The 20,092-nt window shown below is 51.1% G+C and carries 14 protein-coding genes; all 14 read left to right on the top strand.

Going from position 1 to position 20,092, the window contains the following annotated elements; all coding sequences use genetic code 11:
• Positions 1-747 carry a polysaccharide deacetylase family protein gene (locus WCI03_08265; protein MEI8139846.1) on the top strand — a complete coding sequence of 249 codons (747 nt, stop codon included), beginning with the start codon at positions 1-3 and terminating at the stop codon, positions 745-747.
• The gene (locus WCI03_08270; GenBank protein ID MEI8139847.1) at positions 744-1,610 is read left to right on the top strand and encodes a glycosyltransferase family A protein; all 867 of its coding nucleotides are present in this window, start codon (positions 744-746) and stop codon (positions 1,608-1,610) included. Before WCI03_08265 ends, WCI03_08270 begins: the two co-directional genes overlap by 4 nt.
• A 26-nt stretch (positions 1,611-1,636) precedes the next feature.
• On the top strand, positions 1,637-3,487 hold the full coding sequence (locus WCI03_08275; protein ID MEI8139848.1) for a hypothetical protein: 1,851 nt from the start codon (positions 1,637-1,639) through the stop codon (positions 3,485-3,487).
• 284 nt (positions 3,488-3,771) lie between these two features.
• Positions 3,772-4,953 carry a DUF362 domain-containing protein gene (locus tag WCI03_08280; GenBank protein ID MEI8139849.1) on the top strand — a complete coding sequence of 394 codons (1,182 nt, stop codon included), beginning with the start codon at positions 3,772-3,774 and terminating at the stop codon, positions 4,951-4,953.
• Between the two features lie 46 nt (positions 4,954-4,999).
• The gene (locus WCI03_08285; protein MEI8139850.1) at positions 5,000-6,256 is read left to right on the top strand and encodes a glycosyltransferase family 4 protein; all 1,257 of its coding nucleotides are present in this window, start codon (positions 5,000-5,002) and stop codon (positions 6,254-6,256) included.
• Between the two features lie 16 nt (positions 6,257-6,272).
• A complete protein-coding gene (locus WCI03_08290) occupies positions 6,273-7,667 on the top strand; it encodes an O-antigen ligase family protein (GenBank protein MEI8139851.1) in 1,395 nt (464 codons plus the stop codon).
• A 19-nt stretch (positions 7,668-7,686) separates the two neighbouring features.
• Positions 7,687-9,123, top strand: coding sequence for a flippase (locus WCI03_08295; protein MEI8139852.1), 1,437 nt, complete (start codon positions 7,687-7,689; stop codon positions 9,121-9,123).
• Positions 9,120-10,277, top strand: coding sequence for a glycosyltransferase (locus tag WCI03_08300; GenBank protein ID MEI8139853.1), 1,158 nt, complete (start codon positions 9,120-9,122; stop codon positions 10,275-10,277). The genes WCI03_08295 and WCI03_08300 overlap by 4 nt, the downstream gene beginning before the upstream one ends.
• A gap of 22 nt (positions 10,278-10,299) precedes the next feature.
• Positions 10,300-11,337, top strand: coding sequence for a glycosyltransferase (locus WCI03_08305; protein MEI8139854.1), 1,038 nt, complete (start codon positions 10,300-10,302; stop codon positions 11,335-11,337).
• Entirely contained in the window at positions 11,334-12,365 is a 1,032-nt protein-coding gene (locus WCI03_08310; GenBank protein ID MEI8139855.1) for a hypothetical protein, read from the top strand. Before WCI03_08305 ends, WCI03_08310 begins: the two co-directional genes overlap by 4 nt.
• Before the next feature lie 72 nt (positions 12,366-12,437).
• Positions 12,438-13,412, top strand: a complete 975-nt coding sequence (locus WCI03_08315; GenBank protein MEI8139856.1) for an NAD-dependent epimerase/dehydratase family protein — start codon at positions 12,438-12,440, stop codon at positions 13,410-13,412.
• 88 nt (positions 13,413-13,500) lie between these two features.
• A complete protein-coding gene (locus WCI03_08320; GenBank protein MEI8139857.1) occupies positions 13,501-16,878 on the top strand; it encodes a choice-of-anchor D domain-containing protein in 3,378 nt (1,125 codons plus the stop codon).
• Between the two features lie 21 nt (positions 16,879-16,899).
• Entirely contained in the window at positions 16,900-18,405 is a 1,506-nt protein-coding gene (locus WCI03_08325; GenBank protein ID MEI8139858.1) for an AMP-binding protein, read from the top strand.
• Between the two features lie 4 nt (positions 18,406-18,409).
• Positions 18,410-20,089 (top strand): hypothetical protein, encoded by a 1,680-nt coding sequence (locus WCI03_08330; GenBank protein MEI8139859.1) that lies wholly within the window; start codon positions 18,410-18,412, stop codon positions 20,087-20,089.
• Positions 20,090-20,092: the final 3 nt, after the last annotated feature.

Raw genomic sequence — 20,092 nt, forward strand, 5'->3', positions numbered from 1 at the left:
ATGCCTATTCTGATGTACCATAGTGTGTCGGAAAATAATTACTCTGCTGCTCATCCCTATTATGAAACTAATACAACCCCTGCGCAGTTTTGTGAGCAGATCCGGTGGCTGCGAAAGGCTGGTTTTCGATCTGTGCCGCTCAGTGAGGTCGCGACGGGCGAAGCGCGGGACAGAGGCGTTGCGATCACGTTTGACGATGGATACCGCGACATTCTAACCTCAGCGTGGCCGGTTCTGAGGGAACACGGATTTTCCGCAACGGTTTTTCTTGCAACCGATTTTGTAGGTTCATCCTTTAAGGGAAGATCCTGCCTTTCTTGGGACGAGATCCGTGAGGCCAGACGCGAGGGTATCGTATTCGGTTCGCACACGGCAAGTCATGCCGAATTGATAAGTATGAGCGATGCAGCGGTCGAGTATGAATGGAGTACATCGAAGGAACGGATCGAACAGGAACTCGGCGAGAAGGTTGATTTATTTTCGTACCCATATGCGTTTCCCGAGGCAAACCCTGCCTTTGTACACCGATTACGGCACATTCTTGATAAGATGGGCTATGTGAGTGGCGTAACGACAAGCGTTGGCAGCAGGCGGCGACATGCGGATAGTTTCTTTCTTCCACGACTACCCATTAATACATTCGATGAGGAGCGTTTGTTCCTCGCAAAATTGGAGGGAGCCTACGATTGGCTTCATATTCCTCAAGTTCTGTGTAAGCAAGTGAAACGTTGCTGTAGATTATCATGAAGTACGTGATTATAACTGCCGCTAGGGACGAGGAGTCGAACATTGAGCGTACGATTCAATCAGTGCTCGCGCAGACCGTACAGCCCTCGGAGTGGGTGATCGTCAACGATGGCTCGCGGGACAAAACCGGCGATATCGCTGAACGTTATGCCGCACAATTTCAATGGATCCGAGCGTTGCACCGCATTGACCGTGGAGTCCGCAAGTCGGGTGGTGGCGTCATCGAGACATTCACTGACGGGTTCTTTGCTTTGACTGTGAAAGATTGGGACTTCATCGTCAAGTTGGATGGCGACCTGTCTTTTGGACCTCACTATTTCGAGCAATGTTTATTGGAGTTCGAATCTGATACCAAGTTGGGGATTGGTGGCGGGACCGTCTGTTTGATGACGAATAGTGGTGAGCAGGTAGAAAGCAGAACCGATCCGCGATTTCATGTTCGCGGAGCAACAAAAATCTACCGTCGCGCTTGTTATGAAGCCATAGGCGGTCTGCTGGTCGCGACCGGGTGGGACACACTTGACGAGGTCAAAGCGAATATGCTTGGTTGGCGGACGAGAACATTTCCGGGTCCGAGATTGGTTCACCATCGGCAGACCGGGGCGGCAGATGGATCGTGGAACGATTCCATGAAGAATGGCTTGGCAAATTATGTCACCGGGTATCACCCCTTGTTCATGGCATGCAAGTGTATCCGAAGGATGTTGCGCAAGCCTTGGTCACCAAGCGGCATTGCTTTGTGGCTAGGATTCATGAAAGGTTATCTGAATCATATTCCTCAAGTTGATGATCCGGCCATGATTCGGTACTTGCGTAACCAGCAGTGGCGTGCCCTGACACTTCGGCCGAGTCTTTGGAACTGATGGTAGTTACCACTATCGAATAGAATATGAACGGATTTCTCGCCATCCAACCTGGTGCGACCTTCTCCAATGCGGAAAGCTTCGAGAAGATACTGCTACGGCTGGGAATTTCGCAGGTTCAAAACCATTCCGTTGGAGGGGGCGCCACTTATCTTTGGGGAACTGGCATTGGTGACGTGAGGCAGGTATGCTCTCCGCGTGGTAACTCGCTCATCCTGAACGGCTATGTTACAGAGATGTGTGACTACCATGATGTGGGTGACCAACGGGGAGTCGCATGCTTTGCATTGAAAGAGTTGGAGCGCGACGACTCTCTGGAGCACATCTCGGATTTTGTCGGTAAACTCAACGGTTCCTTTTCTATGGTATACCATAACCGCGTTGGGCGTAGAATCACCTGCATTACCGATCGGGTGGCTTCGCGCCCAGTCTGGATAGCGCGTGCCAGTGGGGGGTGGGCTCTATCGTCTAACCCGTGTGCCCTTGCTGCGTCATGTGGGAAGAGACGTTTTGATTGTGCGAGTCTCGCGTCCCTTCTTCTCTACGGCGGTCCGGTTCAACCGGAGAAATCCCTGTTTGAGGAAGTAAATGCGGCTCCTCCGGGCTGTCTTATCGAGTTACAGGAGAGCGGGAGCAGATCTGATCGTTTCTGGTACCGTTTCACGCACCGACCTGACGAGACCATAACTATGGGCAATTGGATCGACGTTGCCGCCGATCGTCTGACCAGGGCGGCAGTGCGAATTGCCCGACTTCATCCGTCTCCGGCTATCTTCTTTAGTGGTGGGGTTGACTCCAGATTGACGGCTGCCGCGCTCGCTGCAGCGGGGTCACAGCCGCGATTGGTGACGCTGGGTGATAGCGTCAATCTGGAGGTTCGGATAGCGACAGCCGCTGCGAAGTTGCTACACCTAAAACACCAAGTCATCATTCGGGATAACCATTGGTACTTGGACCGCCTGCTTCGGTCAGTTTTTGAAAGTGGCGGAAGTTTTCTCTGGGTACACAGTCATTTTTCCAGGGCCGCAGAATCGATACTCGGGAACAACTTGGCGGATAGTTTCATGCTTGGGGATTTTTGCGAAGCGTTCAGCAAGCTATGCTGTTCATCAGACGTGGTTCGTGGAGACCATTGCAATGCAGAAGAATTAACAGCTCAGTTTGACAGACTTCCGCTTCCGCTGTATCGCCCCCAGAACCGTGAAGCGACCTTGGCGCTACTTTTGCCTGATGTACGAATCAACGCGCAAGAAGAGCTTAAGCTCAGAGTCAGGAATCGGTTCGAAAAACTAATACCTTGCTCAGCAGATCCGATGATCGTTCTCGATCAGTTCTTTCGCTGGCAATCCGCCGCGACGATTGCGACCTTTTCCATGTTCCTTGACTTGCGAAGCGTGGGTTCCGAGTGTAACCTGATGTTCGACAGGGAAGTCCACGAATTGCTGGAGGTGTTGCCCGCTAGGATCCGCAATAAAGGAGATTTTGGCGCCCGACTCATTTCCCGACTTAATTGGCGTGTTGGATGGGTCCCGAACTCGAATTCCTTGATTCCACTTTGTTTCCCTGCAGGCGCCCATCGTCTGGCCAAGCAGTTCAAACCAGTACTAGGCCGTCTGCGGCGCCAGATGATGGGTGACTCTCATCGAACGACGGGATCTTGGCCTAAGAAAGCGCTGCTCTACTCCCTGGATTCGGGATGGCGAGATACCTTTGCTGACTTGGTGAACGAGCCTGACGCACTGCTTGATCAATACTTCGACCGGGAAGCGATACGGCGCTGTTGGCGTGACTTCATGCGGGGAGATGTGAAGAGAGCGCCCGATTTGGAAAAACTTGTTAACCTCACGATATTGACCCGACTGTTGGACAACAGGTAATGATTGTTTCTATGACTCAAGATAAAACGCTCCGGTACCCCGGTGTTGGAGAATTCTTTTCGCCCAGTGAAAACTATCCTGAGTACGAACCTGGACATATTTCGAAGGAAGAAAATCGTGTTTATGGAGCCGTAAGATCGTGTTTGGCTGCGGCAGGACTTGATCAAGAACATATTAATCAATCAATGTGGAATCCACTCGGGGTCTACATAAGACCCGGCGATAATGTCTTTATTCTGTGCAACTTCGTGCAAGAAAGTAGGACCTGTGGCGCACGGGGGTGTGTGGGAGCGAAGTGCACGCATGGAGCGGTTGTTCGTCCTGTCATCGATTATGTTTTGAAAGCATTGAATGGGCGCGGTCACGTGAGTTTTGGCAATGCGCCGATGCAATCCACAGATTGGTCAAAGGTGGTGGAGGAAACGGGTGCGGGCCGAGTGGAAGAGTTCTATCGGCACTACCCCAGTGGCGGTGTGGATGTCGTTCTGACGGATCTGCGACATCATGTCGTGAGCAGTGGAACGCTCGGGATAAGGAAAGTGCGGCATCATTCGGAGGATGATAGCGACTGCGTTCGGGTGGATCTTGGATCCCGTAGTCTCTTGGAGGAACTTCAACAGAATGCCGAAGAACCACGATTCAGAGTGCTCGATTATGATCCGCGCCGCACCAGTCGAAGTCATGGACGGAATCGTCACAATTACTTTATTAATAGGCGGGTATTAGCCTGTAATGTAATCATAAGCATTCCGAAACTCAAAACCCATGAGAAGGTGGGTGTCACGTGCGGACTAAAAGGCTGCGTAGGAACAGTCGCTCACAAAGACTGTCTAGCTCATCACCGCTACGGTCCGCCAAGTGAGGGCGGGGATGAATACCCTGAAAGTATGGCAATGCTTAGAATGGTATCTGCGCTGCACGAGAAAGCTAATTTGCGCCAGATAGGAATACTTCGCAATGTTCTATCCGGTTTGGACTCCTGCGCTCGTAAGGTCGTTAGAAGGTTTACCAGATCGCTCAGTGGGGGATGGCCCGGCAATGATACTTGCTGGAGAATGGCGCTGGATCTGGCAAGGATTGTGACGTACGCGGACATCAATGGTTTGTTGCAGTCCAATCCGCAACGAAAGCACATCATGATTACCGACGGGATCATTGCGGGAGAGGGGGATGGCCCCCTGTCCCCAGTCCCTGTTGAATTTGGTTATGTTAGTTTCAGCGATAACCTGGCGATCGGAGATTATGTGAATAGCCTTGCCATGGGTTTTGACCCAGACAAGATTCCGTTGATCCATGAGGCCTGTTATGGCGATTGCCGGCTAGTTGATACGACCCCTGCTGACTGTCTTGTCCAATTCAATGGCCATTCTGTTTCGATGGCGGTACTAACCTCCAGGTTCGATCGGCAGTTCATTCCCCCCAGGGAATGGCGAGCAGCGCTGTTGCGAATCTTGCCGGAAACGTAACTCTTTGAAACAATACGTCCTTGAATACTGACAGATGAGGATTGATATGGAATCAAGAAAAGACAGTACTGCAACTTCATTAGCTTTTCTCACCAGTGTTATTCCTGCCTTATCTGCGACTTTTATCTACCGTGAGGTATTTGAGCTCGAGCGTTGCGGTTACAATTTACACATTTATTCTTTGCGCCGTCCTGAACGAGGAGAACTATCTGCCGAGTCACTACCATTGTGTGAGCGCACATACTATCTTCTCCCTGCCAAGCTTTTGGATGTGCTTGCCGCTCATGCTTACTTCGCTTGTCTGCACCCACTGCGGTACGCGCGTGCCGCATGGAAAATGCTCACACCCCATCACCACCGGTTTAAGGATCGAATACGCAGCCTTCTTCATTTTGGTGAGGGTGTTGTTCTAGCCCGTAAGATGCAAAGAGACGGCATAACACACCTTCACGTGAGTTACATCTCCCACCCCGCGTCCATTGGACGGGTCGTTCACCTCTTAATCGGAATTCCATATAGCATTTCAGCGCATACGTATGACATCTGGCATGAGCGACTTTTACTTCCCGAGAAAATTAATGAAGCTCGATTCATTGCCTGCTGTTCTGATGCAGCTCGCACCGAACTAATCAAATATGGACGCCCCGAGCATGCTTCAAAAATCCATGTGGTTTATCATGGAATTGATACTCGACGATTCCTGCCCCCCGTTAAGGGGGAGCGAGATCCTCGTCTGATACTGACGGTTGGCCGTCTGGATCCGGTCAAGGGGTTTGAGGATCTCATAAATGCCTGCGCAGAGCTTAACAGGCAAGGAGTTGAGTTTGTCTGCGAGATCGTTGGGGAAGGTCCTCAGCGGGGAGACCTCGCAACCCTGATTGATCAGGTGGGTGTTAGCGAAAAAGTGCACCTAAAAGGGGCCGTTTTGCAGGAAAATATTCTAGCGTATTATCAGCGGGCGGCAGTTTTTGTGCTGCCGTGCCTTACAGTCCAAGGAATACCCAATGTGCTGGTGGAGGCAATGGCCACGGGACTGCCTGCAATCTCCACAAATGTCAGTGGAATTACTGAACTGATTCAGGATGGGACGGACGGCTTCCTTGTGCCGCCTCGGAATCCCCATGTGCTCGCTAAGCGACTCAAACAACTCTTGCAGGATGGTTCGCTACGCAAAACCATGGGTGAAGCAGCGCACGCAAAGATCTGCGCCTGTTTCGACAATCGGAACAGTATCAAGCCACAAATGGAATTGTTCGAGCGTGAATGTGGAGTGAAGCCAATCTCGCGAGCCACGGAGTGCTAACAAAGGACTGTTTTCAATGAACCTTGGAGGCCTGCTGTTTATTATTTCTCTCTACTTTTTCGCCTTTGCCTGGGGCCGGATTAGAGATGCCAAGCATTTCCTGCTATTCACGGGCATTGTTTCAGTGCCATTTGAGTTCACTTACTCCTTTTACACTTGGCAACCGCATAACGGATGGACTTCAGGGATTGAAATCAGTCTCTCTGAAATATCATTCTTGCTTCTCGCGCTGATTACCTTCTTTAAGGGGAATCGTTCTGTTCATGTGTCACGGCGCATAGTGTGGGCGGTTGTCCTTTTTGTGGTTGCCTCGGGTTTGTCCGGGATCAACTCGGAAGTTCGTAAGCTAACTGCCTGTCAGATGCTCCTCGTCGCAAAACTATTTGGGCTATACTATTTCGGGTTTGTGTATTGTTTGGAATCACGCAAGGACATTCAGGCTGTGCTCAAGTATTTGTGTGTTTCCATGGTGCTTCAGGGGGCATTCTGTCTGATGCTCTATCTAACCGGGCTGAACTTCAACCGTGTTTTAAACACTGGGCCTTCGGTTAGGAGTTTGGTCACTGTCGGAGACGAAGGAGGGATCGTTCGCGCTTTTGGAAGTTTCCCTCAGCCCAATTCTCTCGCAGCCTACTTGGTTCCTTTGATCTTGTTGCAGGGGGCCATATATTTGGGAGGTATTGAACGTAGCCGGTTCCGTCTGCTGGGGATCGTTGGGGGACTGTTCGGCTTGATCGCGTCATTTTCTCGCGCGGGATGGCTTGGTTTCGTCGTCTGTTTCCCCGCACTATTGATTGGGTTGGGCAGGTTTCGATTCCTCAAGGTGTTGTTTCTCACTGTGTGTGTGATTGCGGGGGTGTTGGCAGTTGCTCCGTTGCGAGAGCGAATACTTGGTGATGACCACAATTCGGCAGCTTCACGAGTCCCTTTAATGCATCTGGCCATGAATATGGTCAGACAACATTGGGCCATTGGGGTTGGAGCGAATACCTATGCTATGGCCAAATACAGGTATTTGGATGACTCTTTGGATGGTGTATGGTTGGATCAAGTGCATAACACCTACTTACTCGTATTAGCGGAGACCGGCGTATTGGGCTTAGGTGCGTTCCTTCTGTTTCTAACATTTTTCTTCAAGGAGGTGGGACCATGTATCAAACAACATGGGGACCCCTTCATCCGCTACCTTGGCTTAGGACTGAGACTGGGCCTCGTCGCATCAATGTTCCACATGCTGGTTGACATGTTCCACTCAAGGGCACTCCTCAGTTCCATGTTCCTCCTCTGTGGATTAGCGACTGCGGCCAGGCGTAATTTGGAGGCGCAGTCGTGGACTGAGACTGAAGAACTCCATTCCGAACCAGAGGCGACAGGCAAAAAGCCTTCAAACGCCGCGATCGGGACAAGGTAACCCAATTAGAAACTCGCCCATGGATGCCGCGATATACAGGAACTCCTTTATCCTTGTAGCACTGCGATTCATCGAGCCGCTTTTTTCTCTGGTCGTAATCACGGCAATATCCCGGGCAATGGGGCCGACCGTGTTGGGGTCCTATTCATTTCTGATCACCTTCACGGGTTTCGTCTTCGTAATTGGCCAGATGGGGCTGACCCCGCTTCTTACCCGCGATGTGGCTAAACATCGTGATCAAGCGGCGGTATATTTGAATAGCGCGGTGGTCATCGGATGCTGCGCCTTGTTGCCCGCAATAGCGGCGATGTATTATGCGGTCCGATTCTTTCAGTTGACGCCGGAAGTCAAGTTCTGCGTGTTCGTTATCAGTCTCTCCGTCTTGCCGGGACTTATTACCTCCTCATTTGAGGCCATTTTTATGGCCTTCGAGAAAACTGAGTTAATTCTCCAGCGGCGAGTTGCCGCGAGCCTTTTCAGGATGTTGCTAATGCTGGTGGCCGTCTGGGAAAAATGCCCGCTGCATTATTTGGTCCTGATAGACGTTTGCAACTCGGTCTTCTCCGTGTATATTTGCTCAGCCGCTTTTAGCAAGAACATTGCCAAGATCCAGTACAAGATCGACTTTCGGAATGTGATCGCCCTGCTCAGACAATCGCCTACCTTTTTCGGCTTGACGATATTGACGATGCTGGCCGCGCGGGCTGATGTGCTTCTGCTCACCCGTTTCTCAACAATGAAAGAGGTGGCGCTCTATACGGTGGCCTATAAGCTTTTTGAACTGAACATGGTTTTGCCGCAGGCATATGTCAATGCCACCTTTCCGCGTTTTTCAAGTTTGTTCTTCTCTAGTCGTTTTTTATTTGAGTCAGCCACCCGGCGTGTGTTTATCCATGTGGTAGCCTACGCAGTCTTTTCCGCCTGTCTCATGATGACTGCCGGTCCTTTAGTCCTCAGTCTCCTCTTTGGGGAGAAATTCTCGGGATCTTTCAATGTGCTGCGAGTGTTGAGTATTGGGCTGATTCCATACGCTTTCGGGCGGGTACTTTCGAGTGCGCTCACTGCGGGTAATCAGCAACGGTTTGATCTCGTTGCCGCAGTTTGTGCCACCACACTCAACTTGGTTTTAAACGTTGTTCTAATTCCGCACTTTGGGAGCATCGGCTCGGCCATGGCGTTGTGTTCATCACTTACGGCCGGATGCGTGATCATTGCGTTATTTGCAACCCGGCTCATTGGGAGAGACTTTATATTCCGTGCGTTATGGTGGGGAAGTGGAATTGTGATCGGCAGCTTGTGCCTGTGCTTCATGGCGGCGTTTCATGGCATGGTCGCGCTAAGTGTCTTTATTATAATTTGTATCCTGGTCGGTTACATCTATTTAATTAAGTGTGACGGCTGGAGACAAATATTGGCGAGCTCGGTTTCTCTATTTAGGAGATTGAAGAATCCATGAGCCGAAGTTCTAGTCCTGGGTCGCATCGTAGGTTAAAGGTTTTGCAGGTTCTTCCGTCAATGGATATGGGCGGTGCCGAGCGCCTGGTACTCAATTTGTTGGATGAGCTGGATCGCAACGATTTTCAGACAGAAGTCTGTGTACTTGGTGACAGCCCGTTTGTGGAAGCCGTAAAGCAACGTGGAGTCCCTGTTAGTCAGGTTCAGTCGTTTCGAAGCAGCAAGGATGTGGGCTTTCTTAGGAGGCTGATTCGAGCTGTAAAATTAGTGAGGCCAGATGTAATTCATTCGCATATCTGGCTTCCGAGCTTTTACGCGGGCCTCTGCGGTCGGGCGTTAGGTATCCCCGTCATTGGCACATTTCATTCAAACTATAACGTGGAAAGCTTATATGAGAGGTTTTCGCTCTGCGTGACAAATTGGTGCTGCTATAAAGTGGTTTTGGTGTCTCAGTCCCAGATGCGACATTTTCGATTATTAGCGCGTTCTGGAAATATCTCTGTGATCCTTAATGGAGTGTGTCTTCCTGAAGACGTGGAGGCGCAGGGTGCAGGGCGGTGTCAAAATATAAGAAAAGAATTGGGACTTGAGTCGGAAGAGAGGGTGATTACGTGTGTTGCAAACCTGCGGCCGGTAAAGGCCCATTCTCTCCTTTTGGATGCGTTCCGCGCGGTAGCAGAGGTACAGCCCAATCTGAAGTTGCTATTGGTCGGTGATGGCCCGCTTCTGGCCTCCCTCCGGGGACAGTGTGAGGACTCTGGAATCAGAACGATGGTTCAGTTTCTTGGAGTAAGAGCGGACGTGCTGGATATACTGGCAATAACGGATGTATTCGTCAGTTCGTCATCCAGCGAAGCGCTATCCATGGCCATCCTAGAGGCAATGGCTATGGGTAAGCCGGTGATTGCCACTGATGTAGGAGGAAACAGCGAACTTATCCAGCATGGGGCTGACGGTTTGCTTGTACCGTATGGCGACCCGAGAGCAATGGCGGACGCTATCATCAGTTTTCTAACTGACCGGGACTACGCCGCTCAACTTGGTACAAGAGCCAAGGCCAAGATGAGATCTTGTTTTACTGCGAGCAAGATGGCTGAACACTACGCTAACTTGTATCGAGCCGCGAAGGATATAAACCCCGATCCCTGCAACTGAGTCGCAAGGTAAGATAAGAGGTATGAAACTATCCATTATAATCATATGCAAGAATGAGGAGCGGCACATCGGTGCTTGTATTGACGCAGCACTGCGTGCGTCACGCCATTTTGACAATACGGAAGTGATACTCGTGGATTCCTGCTCCATCGACGAGACGGTAAGGATCGCTAAGCAATACCCGATTGTTGTTCTGCAGCTACGAGCGCATTGGCGGCAAACCCCCGCGGCAGGGCGGGTGATCGGCTTCCTCCAGAGCAACGGGGAATTCGTCATGTTTGTGGATGGAGATTCGATCATATGTGAGGGTTTTCTCAAGGAGGCTCTGTTCCGCTTTGAAGAGAATCCCAAGGTTGCCGCGATCAGTGGGAGGAGAAGGGAGATCTACTGGAAGGGCAGCACGGTTGTTGGCGAGGAACGGGATATAAACAAAGTCGGCCCGGCCATTCGATCCATTTCGGTTGCTCCGGGATCAGCAATTTACAGGCGGACGGCACTGAACCGAGTCGGATGTTTCAATCCATATCTTTTTGCCGAGGAAGAAGCCGAACTTGGGGAGCGCCTGATATGGGGTGGATTTGATATTCTCGCTCTCCCGATCGACATGGTGGTTCATAACACCGTTCCACGGGAGAGAATTAGTTCTCTGTTCAGACGGATGAAGAACCGCTTCCATTTGGGCCTCGGACAAGTCATTCGGTACCGAGTGCATGAGGGTCGGCCAGTTAGAGCCTTTCTGGCGGGGGCGAACCGAGCCCTGCAGTTTCTCGTGTGGTTTGTAGCAGGCTGCCTCTCAGCAGGGATCTCAGCCCTGACGAACTGTTGGTTTGTTGCGTTATCTTGGATGGTTATATCAGTTTTCCTAATCCTTGGATTCATGGTGAAAAGCAGGAGCCTGACAAAACCATTCCGTTACATTGTTATTTGGTCGGTTCAAGCCTACTCCATCATACGGGGGTTCCTGCTTGAACCAGTCAGCCCAAGCCGTTACCCCACGGATGTGATCGTTCTTAAAGAGGCGGGTTATCCGCTGACCACGAAAGCCGAAGGAGCAACATGAGCAACACTAGACGATTCACCAGAGTGGCCGTTGGCATGGCCATTCTGATTTGCATAACTTTGATAGGGTTAGTCATCAGCGGCCATTTTCATGTGCCTTTTGTGGTAAAGCAGACGGGTTGGTCTATAGGTATCTATTCAGGGAGCAGTCCAACGCAATTTATTCCTATGTCGGGAGTACATAACCCAGTGCTCACGGCGGCTGATGTCACTGATATCAGCGCAGATTATGTTGCGGACCCATTTATGGTAGATGAGGGAGGGAGGTGGTACTTGTTTTTTGAAGTAAAAAACGCTGCAACCCGGCAGGGCGATATCGGCCTGGCAACGAGCCCTGATGCCGTTCATTGGTCCTATGATCGCATTGTCCTGAATGAGCCATTCCATCTCTCCTACCCGTACGTTTTCAAATGGAAGAAGCGTTATTATATGGTGCCTGAATCAAATCAGGCATCTTCAGTCCGGCTTTATGAGGCTACCAAGTTCCCTGCGCAATGGAAATATGTGACCAACCTTCTTTCAGATGTCCAGTATGCGGATTCCTCACTATTTCGCTATAACGACACATGGTGGTTATTTACCTCGACGACAAACCATGACAATATGTTTGCATACTATGCTGCTGATTTAACTGGTCCTTGGCACCCACACACAAACAACCCCTTGATAAGCAATAATCCAACTGCAGCGAGACCGGGGGGGCGAATTCAGGTAGATCGCGGCAAAATCTACAGGTATGCACAGGTCGATACTCCCAGCTATGGCTACGGCCTGCGGTCGTTTGAGATTACCGAGCTCACCCCCACCAGTTTTCATGAGGTTGAAGTCCTGGATTTCAAGAATCTGATGGCGACAGGCAATCGGTGGTCTTGGAACGGAATCGGGATGCATACGATTGACCCGCACCGGCTTGGCGAGAACCGGTGGATTGCCTGTGTCGATGGTATGGGTAGTATTCTGAAGTTTGGACGGGAAAATTATGGAACGGATGCGGGGAAAAGAGAGCCGGAGATGTCTGCTGAGCACTAGGCCGTGCGTTCCTGGCAAAGATTTGATGTGAATCGCGACTCGATAAACGCAACTATTCTAAGGAGAGTACTTATGAAAATACTTGTCACAGGCGCTGCCGGCTTTATAGGTTTTCATTTAAGCAACAAACTTCTTGATCTTGGACATACCGTTGTCGGACTAGATAATTTCAATAATTATTATTCCGTAGAGTTGAAGCGGAGTCGGCATGAAATCCTTGAAAAACGGTCAGGATATACAGGCGTAGAAGCAGATGTTTGTGACTACAATTCTCTGACATCCCTGTTCCAAACCCATCAGTTCGACAGGGTATGTCACTTGGCGGCACAAGCTGGCGTCCGATATTCCATTACGCACCCGTTTGCCTATCAGAAGGCCAACTCAGAAGGTTTTCTGAACATTCTGGAGTCATGTCGGCATGCCAAGACGCCGCGTCTTGTATTTGCTTCAAGTTCAAGCGTCTATGGTGGCAACAAGAAGCTCCCTTTCAGCGAGACCGATCCGGTTGATACCCCCGTCAGCCTTTATGCTGCAACGAAGAAGGCTAATGAACTAAATGCCTACACTTATACCCATCTTTATGGTTTGCAAACCGTTGGCTTACGCTTCTTCACTGTCTATGGACCATGGGGGCGCCCGGACATGGCCATGTGGTTGTTTACTGAAGCTATGCTCGCGGGAAAATCCATTATGGTTTTTAACAATGGAGAGATGCGTCGGGACTTCACATTTGTGGATGATATTATCCAAGGTGTCGTGGGTTCGTTATTTGCCGAAAAGTTGGAACCATATGAGATCTTCAATATTGGCAATCATCGTTCCGAAAAACTGCTCGACATGATTGACGCCCTGGGGCAAGCCTTGGGGGTTACTCCGAAAATGGAGTTTTTTCCGCTCCAGCCCGGTGATGTCCCTGTGACCTATGCTGATATTGGCCGAATTCAGAGTAAGTGTGGCTATCAGCCCACTACTCCGATAAGCATCGGCATCCCGAAATTTGTGGAGTGGTACAAGGGGTACATGAGAATTCAGGCTGAGGGAATATAGGAGAATAGATCGGCGCAGGCGGATACATGGCGCAGCTTATGCTTCTATTTTATTGTTTGGGAAAAATAATATTGAAAGGAATATTTCAATGAACACATTATCAATTCATTCTTTTTTCTGGAATCTGTTCTTTGCCCTATTTCTGGAGGTAACCGTTGCCCAAGGGGGCCAGTACTACATTGATTTTCAGGCTGGCAACGATACCAACAGTGGCACATCTAGTGGCGCAGCGTGGAAAACCATTCCGGGCACGCGTAATCCTGCCAATACCGCCGATGTGGCCACAAGATGGGGGACCACGTTCAGCAGTACATTGAAGGTGCCTGCCGGAACTGTATTCAAACTCAAGTCCGGGACGATCTGTGGAACGAATAACGGTTGTGGAATGGTGAATGTATCATCAGCGTACTATTCGACAGGAGCTACATTTGCTAACTCAATCCTGTTTCAGCGCGATCCGACATGGGGCTCTGGCAGCGTGGTTTTCGATGGAAATGGCGTGACACTCGGAAGTGGCACCGGCTGGGGGTTGTTGCATGTGACAGTTGGGGGAATCAGCTTTGATGGCGTCGTGGGCGTGAGCGACCTTTATGATGGAATAATTGTAAAGAACTCCGACAGAATTGGCATCTCGTATTATGCTAACTCATTAACCGAAGGTGGAACTGTTCAGTTTGTCAAGTTCTTCGCTTGTGGGAAGATTTACAATGCGACGAGTACTACGGCGTCAGAGGGGCATTTGTTTGTTAAGTATCACAGGAATGGAATGGTCAATACATGCATGTTTGACGGGAACGGGAACTACCATAACGGTTTCGCCGTCTCATCTGATAATCGCGTAACAGATTATACCGTTAGCAACTGTGTCGCAAAGAGTATGACCGGTAGCGATGTCTTGGACTGCGGCATAGGTTTCAAGGCACAGAACAGCGTGGTTACTTGGATAAACTGTACCTCATACAACAATGATAAGGGATTCGATCTGGGCGAGAATGGCGGGGATAGCAGCTTTCCAATTAACTACAAGCTCATCGGTTGCTTGTCCTGCAGCAATCAGTTTGGAATTAATTTAAGTGGTCCTGATCCCGGCGTGCAGTGGCCGGCCGGAATTACTTTCTCCCTTATCAACTGTGTAGTATACGGGAATGTTCAGATTGGCTCCAAGATATATGCCGGCCCGTACAATCTCTACATGGTGCATAATGTTTATGACGGGAATGATACCAATCTGAAAGTGGGGCCGGATGGCCTGGACGATGGTGTTAAGCCCATCAATGCTTATTTATACAACAACGTCTTCTATAAGGGGATTTCCATGAATATCCTTGGCGGTGCGTGGGGAGGAACCCCGGCATTGTCTTATACGCTTAACGCCGATTACAACTCCTACATTCAGCGAGCGTCAGAATACTTCTGTCGTTGGAGTTACTGGAACACAATGCCTCCGAGCGGGGTCAACAAATATGACTTCAGCTATGGTGCAAATGGGCCCGGACATGCTTCGGGTTACTGGTACAACTTCTACGGTGCGAACGCAACCGACCAGCCGACGAACGGCTGCACTGGCCACTACCATTGCGATGCTCACAGCAAAGGTACGGGCGCCACGGATTTAACACTGCCGCCGTTTGCGAATGTCACAGGTCATGACTACCGTCTAACGGCAAACTACGCTGGGGTGAATTTATCCCAATTCCCGTGGTACGTGCCGGAGATGGGCGTTGACCGGGCAGGCGTCACACGGACCGCTTGGGATATCGGGGTATTTGAGAGCGCTGCGACCACAACAGCTGCTTCGATTTTGGTCACGCCGGGAAGCCAGAGCTTTGGCTCGATCACCGTTGGAACGACAACGGATCGTACTTTTACTGTGCAAAACACAGGAGGGGGAACCCTCTCGGGAAGTGCGAGTGTGGCGGCACCATTCAGTGTTGTTGCCGGGAGCAGTTACAGTCTTGGTGCAGGACTCAGCCAGATTGTAACGGTCCGATACAGTCCTACCACTTCAGGCCCGAATTCCCAGAGCGTGTCATTCACGGGTGGTGCCGGAGCAAGCGCGCCGCTAAGTGGCACAGCTGCGATACTTCCAGCGATTTCAGTCACGCCGGGAAGCCAGAGCTTTGGCCCGATCACCGTTGGAACGACAACGGATCGTACTTTTACTGTGCAAAACACAGGAGGGGGAACCCTCTCGGGAAGTGCGAGTGTGGCGGCACCATTCAGTGTTGTTGCCGGGAGCAGTTACAGTCTTGGTGCAGGACTCAGCCAGATTGTAACGGTCCGCTATAGTCCTACCACTTCAGGCACGAATGCCCAGAGCGTGTCATTCACGGGTGGTGCCGGAGCAAGCGCGCCGGTAAGTGGCACCGCTGCAATACTTCCTGCGATTTCAGTCACGCCGGGAAGCCAGGGCTTTGGGTCAATCAATGTGGGAATGACTGCGGATCGGACTTTTGCCGTGCAAAATACCGGAGGGGGAACCCTCTCGGGTAGTGCGAATGTGGCGGCACCATTCAGTGTTGTTGCCGGGGGTTCGTACAGTCTTGGGGCAGGACAAAGTCAGGCCGTGACTGTGCGTTATTATCCGGCTATCGCAGGTACGAATATCCAGACCGTAACCTTTACGGGCGGAGGTGGCGCAAGTGCAACCGTGAATGGCGCTGCTTGGGTGCCTCCGATAGTTTCAGCTATTACTCAGAGTGTTGCTGATGTTGACACCAATACTCCAGGCCTCCAGGTATTTGCGGGATCTGTGATACAGTATTCAGGGACGGCTTCTGATGCGATTGGAAATCCAATTATATGGCAGTGGATTTGTTCTGTAAATGATGGTGCTGAGACGGTCCTGCAAAGCGGAACAGGCGCAGTAAATAGCATAAGCTATTATTATACAGAGAACACGGTCAGCAACACATATATTTGGAAGCTTCGCGTTAGCAATGGCCAGACCGTCGTTGAGTCAAACCTGACAGTCGGGGTGATTTCTCCCAGCGTGGCAGTGACGCAGCTTTCGTTCCCTGCTATATCTGGCGCCATCTCCGCCCCCTTTGGCACCGTCACTAATAGTTATATCTTCCAGCAATTGGAAACGGTTGATCCCGCCACTGCGGGTCGGGCAGCCTACACGTTTGCCATCATTTTTGAGGGTGACTACATAATTCAGGGAATCGTGAATGCGTCAAGCGAAGTCGCGAACTCTTTCTTAGTGAACATAGACGCGGAACCGCAATATCCGACCATGATCTGGGACATTCCCGTCACCATGGGTTTTGAAAGACGGGTCGTCAGCTGGAGAGGTAACGGCACTTTTAACAACAACCAGTTCGTTCCGAAAATCTTCACCCTAAGCCAGGGAATCCATCAGCTCATTATTCGTGGCAGCGAGGCCAATGTGAAGCTGGAGCGCATCAATATTGTTTCATTGCCTTCCGCTCCGGGCAATTTGCGGATTTTACCGCAGCCTTAGGGCCGTGACGAAGTTAGAACCATGAACGTTGCTGAGACCATTCTTTGCAAAGGCGATGACGCTGCCAGTGCAGTACTTTGTGGCGATCGCGTATTGACCTACCGCGACCTTCGCCAGAGTGTCGCACGTCTTGCGACCGGCCTGTTGGCACGGGGCCATGGAAAGGGTGACCGAATTGGAATATGGGCTGAAAACGGCTTTTTCTTTGTGACTGGCTATTTAGGGATAATCCAAGCTGGACTTGCGGTTGTTCCCTTTCAGACGGAACTTACGGAACAATCGTTTGGAAAAATCGTAGCCAGTGCGGGCATCAAGGAAGTGCTCGTGTCAAGACGCTTTATGAACCGGTTGCGACCTTTGGCGGAGAAGGTGGGCGTGGGGCTCCTGAGTGAATCCGACTTCCAAAATCTGCCAGACAATGCGGGGATCCAAATGCCGAACATCAATCCTGACAGGGACCTAGCCGCTTTGATGTTTACTTCGGGGTCAACTGGAGAGCCAAAAGGCGTCATGGTCACCCATCGGAATATTGCATGCAATTCGTTTGATATTATCTCTTATATGGGCTTGACGCCTGCGGATCGGGTGATGGTAGTGCTCCCTTTTCACTACTGTTTTGGGGCGTCCTTACTGCATACCCATTTGATGGCTGGAGGATCGATTGTACTGAATAATGAATTCATGTATCCTGAAACGGTGGTGCAGGAGATGTTGCATAAAGAGTGCACCGGGTTCGCAGGCGTACCCTCAACTTATCAAATTCTGCTGCGGAATTCGCGATTCTGCGAGTTGAGGTTTCCTAAACTTCGCTGGCTCCAGCAGGCGGGTGGAAAACTTCCTAATCCGCATATCGTTGAGATTGTTAGGGGATTTCCCAATGTCCGCTTCTATCTCATGTATGGGCAGACAGAAGCCACTGCCCGGTTGAGTTATCTGCCGCCAGAGCGACTCGCTGATAAACTCGGATCAATTGGCAAAGGTCTTCCGTTGACTTGTCTCGAAGTGCTGAAGCCGGATGGCGCACCAGTACGACCGGGTTCTGAGGAGACGGGCGAAATTGTAGCCACCGGTGAAAATATCACTTTAGGCTATTGGCACGATTCTATTGAGACAGCCAGGTACTTCAGAAACGGCAGTCTTTATACCGGCGATATTGCCCGGGTGGACGCAGATGGCTTCATATACATCGTAGAACGGGAACGAGAACTGATCAAGTCTGGTGGCAACCGCGTTAGTACCAAAGAGGTGGAAGATGTTATCGCAGAACTCCCTGAGATCGTTGAAGTTGCGGTTCTGGGACTACCCCATGAAATATTGGGCGAAGCAATTTATGCGTTCGTGGTGGTTACACGAGAGTCAGGAATCACGCCAGACGATGTTGTGACCCACTGTCGAGAGCGACTATCTTCATTTAAGGTGCCCAAGACGGTTTTTTTTCTCAAGAACATGCCGCACAATGAAGCGGGAAAAGTTCTAAAGTTAAGACTGAGAGATATGACTTCAGCAGGTCGTGAAAATGAGAAGTGAAGAAATGACGAAAAAGCGGGTGTGCATGGGGGTGGCGCCTGATCTCGGGTTTAAGCGAGTCCAGTCGCTTCTGCGCGCTATCAGCGAGCTCTTTCCCGTCGATTTCGTGCCCGTCGGAGAGGCTTGTCACGCCGCTATCATTAAAGGGATCATTGAGCTCAGAGGGGACGGTGTTGATGGTTGCGTCGCTGGAGTGGTGAACGTCCCGAGGCTGCTCTATGATCCCGGGACAGGAGCAGCAACCATTCGTCGTTCCCCCAAGGTTGAGTTTCGTGCTTTGTCTTCGTTGAATACCTGCCTGAGAGGGCAGTGCATGGAGGACTCTGATGTTTCCTCATTTATCCCTCTGGCCCCGGTAGAGGGTGGTGAGATTGTCGGCTCAATGGAAGGTTGTGCTTTCTGGATAAGACAGGGTAGCGGCCAGTCGAGTACTGATGTGGTCGCGCTCGATTTGCCAACGTTGGGCGCGGGCGGTCAACTTCTTGACTATTTCCAGCCGGGAAGATTTGTAAGGTTGCTGCCGCTCCTGGAATTCATTCGAGTTAGGACGTCTAAGGTTGACTGGGATCCCGGCCCTTTCCGGGCCTGCTTTGTGTTCGACGATCCCAGTCTTGTCCGTCCACGATTCGGTTGCCTGGATTTTCGCGAGTTGGCCAGTCATGCGCGCGCGTATGGTTACCATGCCGCGATTGCAATGGTACCGTTAGATGCCGTGCATGCTGGTAACGAGGCCGTTGAGATATTCCGGAAGAATCCCAAGCATCTCTCGTTGATCGTTCACGGCAATGATCATACTTATCTCGAGCTTGTCAACTGCAGTTCCGATGGTGGCCGCCTGGCACTGCTCGCTCAGGCACTACGTCGTATCGAAGCGTTTGAGCGATGCCATGGAATGGTCGTAGATCGGGTAATGGAACCTCCCCACGGGGGTGTCGCTCGTGCAATGTTTCCCGCTATGGCTGCCCTTGGGTTTGAGGCCGCGTTGACCACCGCTCATCATCTGTTTCATTTCGATCCGATGGAGTCATGGCCTTGCTGCTTAGGAATGGACATGGCGGAAGTCATGCCGGGAGGAATCGCCACTATTCCCCGAATCCGAATGTTGCCTGATTGGAGGACCGCCGCTGTTTTGGCTGGGTTCCTACGTCAGCCCATCGTGATCGCAGGGCACCATCAGGATGTGGCTGAGGGATTTGGATTTCTTGCAGAATTCGCACAGATGGTGGCGGGTTTTGGGCCTGTGCGATGGCTTTCACCCACCGGCATTGCCCGCACCAATTTCAAGGTGCGCCGGGAGGGGTCGTGCCTTTTAGTCAAAACCTATCAACGGCGAGTGTTCGTGCTGATCCCCGACGGGGTAGATCAGATCATGGTAGAGCGTGCCTGGGTAACCGAGAACGAGAGTGAGCGGTTGACTGTCGAATCGCGGGCTACGGTCCCTATGTTTTCGGGCGTTTGCGGACGCGTCAGTCCATCCTTTCAGGTGAATACAGGCGACACGCTGGACATTAAATCGTTCTTTAGACAACCGGTAAGCGCGCAGGAGATTCCGCCTCCGCCCAGGAGACTGTGGCCGGTGGCCCGGCGTCTCCTGACAGGGACTCGTGATCATTGCTATTCGTGGCTTTACCCGCGGAGTCAGCTATCCGCCTTCAATGAAAGGCTGTTGAACACTCAGTCATGAGGA

It is taken from the genome of bacterium (assembly GCA_037143175.1).
GTDB lineage: Bacteria > Verrucomicrobiota > Kiritimatiellia > CAIKKV01 > CAITUY01 > JAABPW01.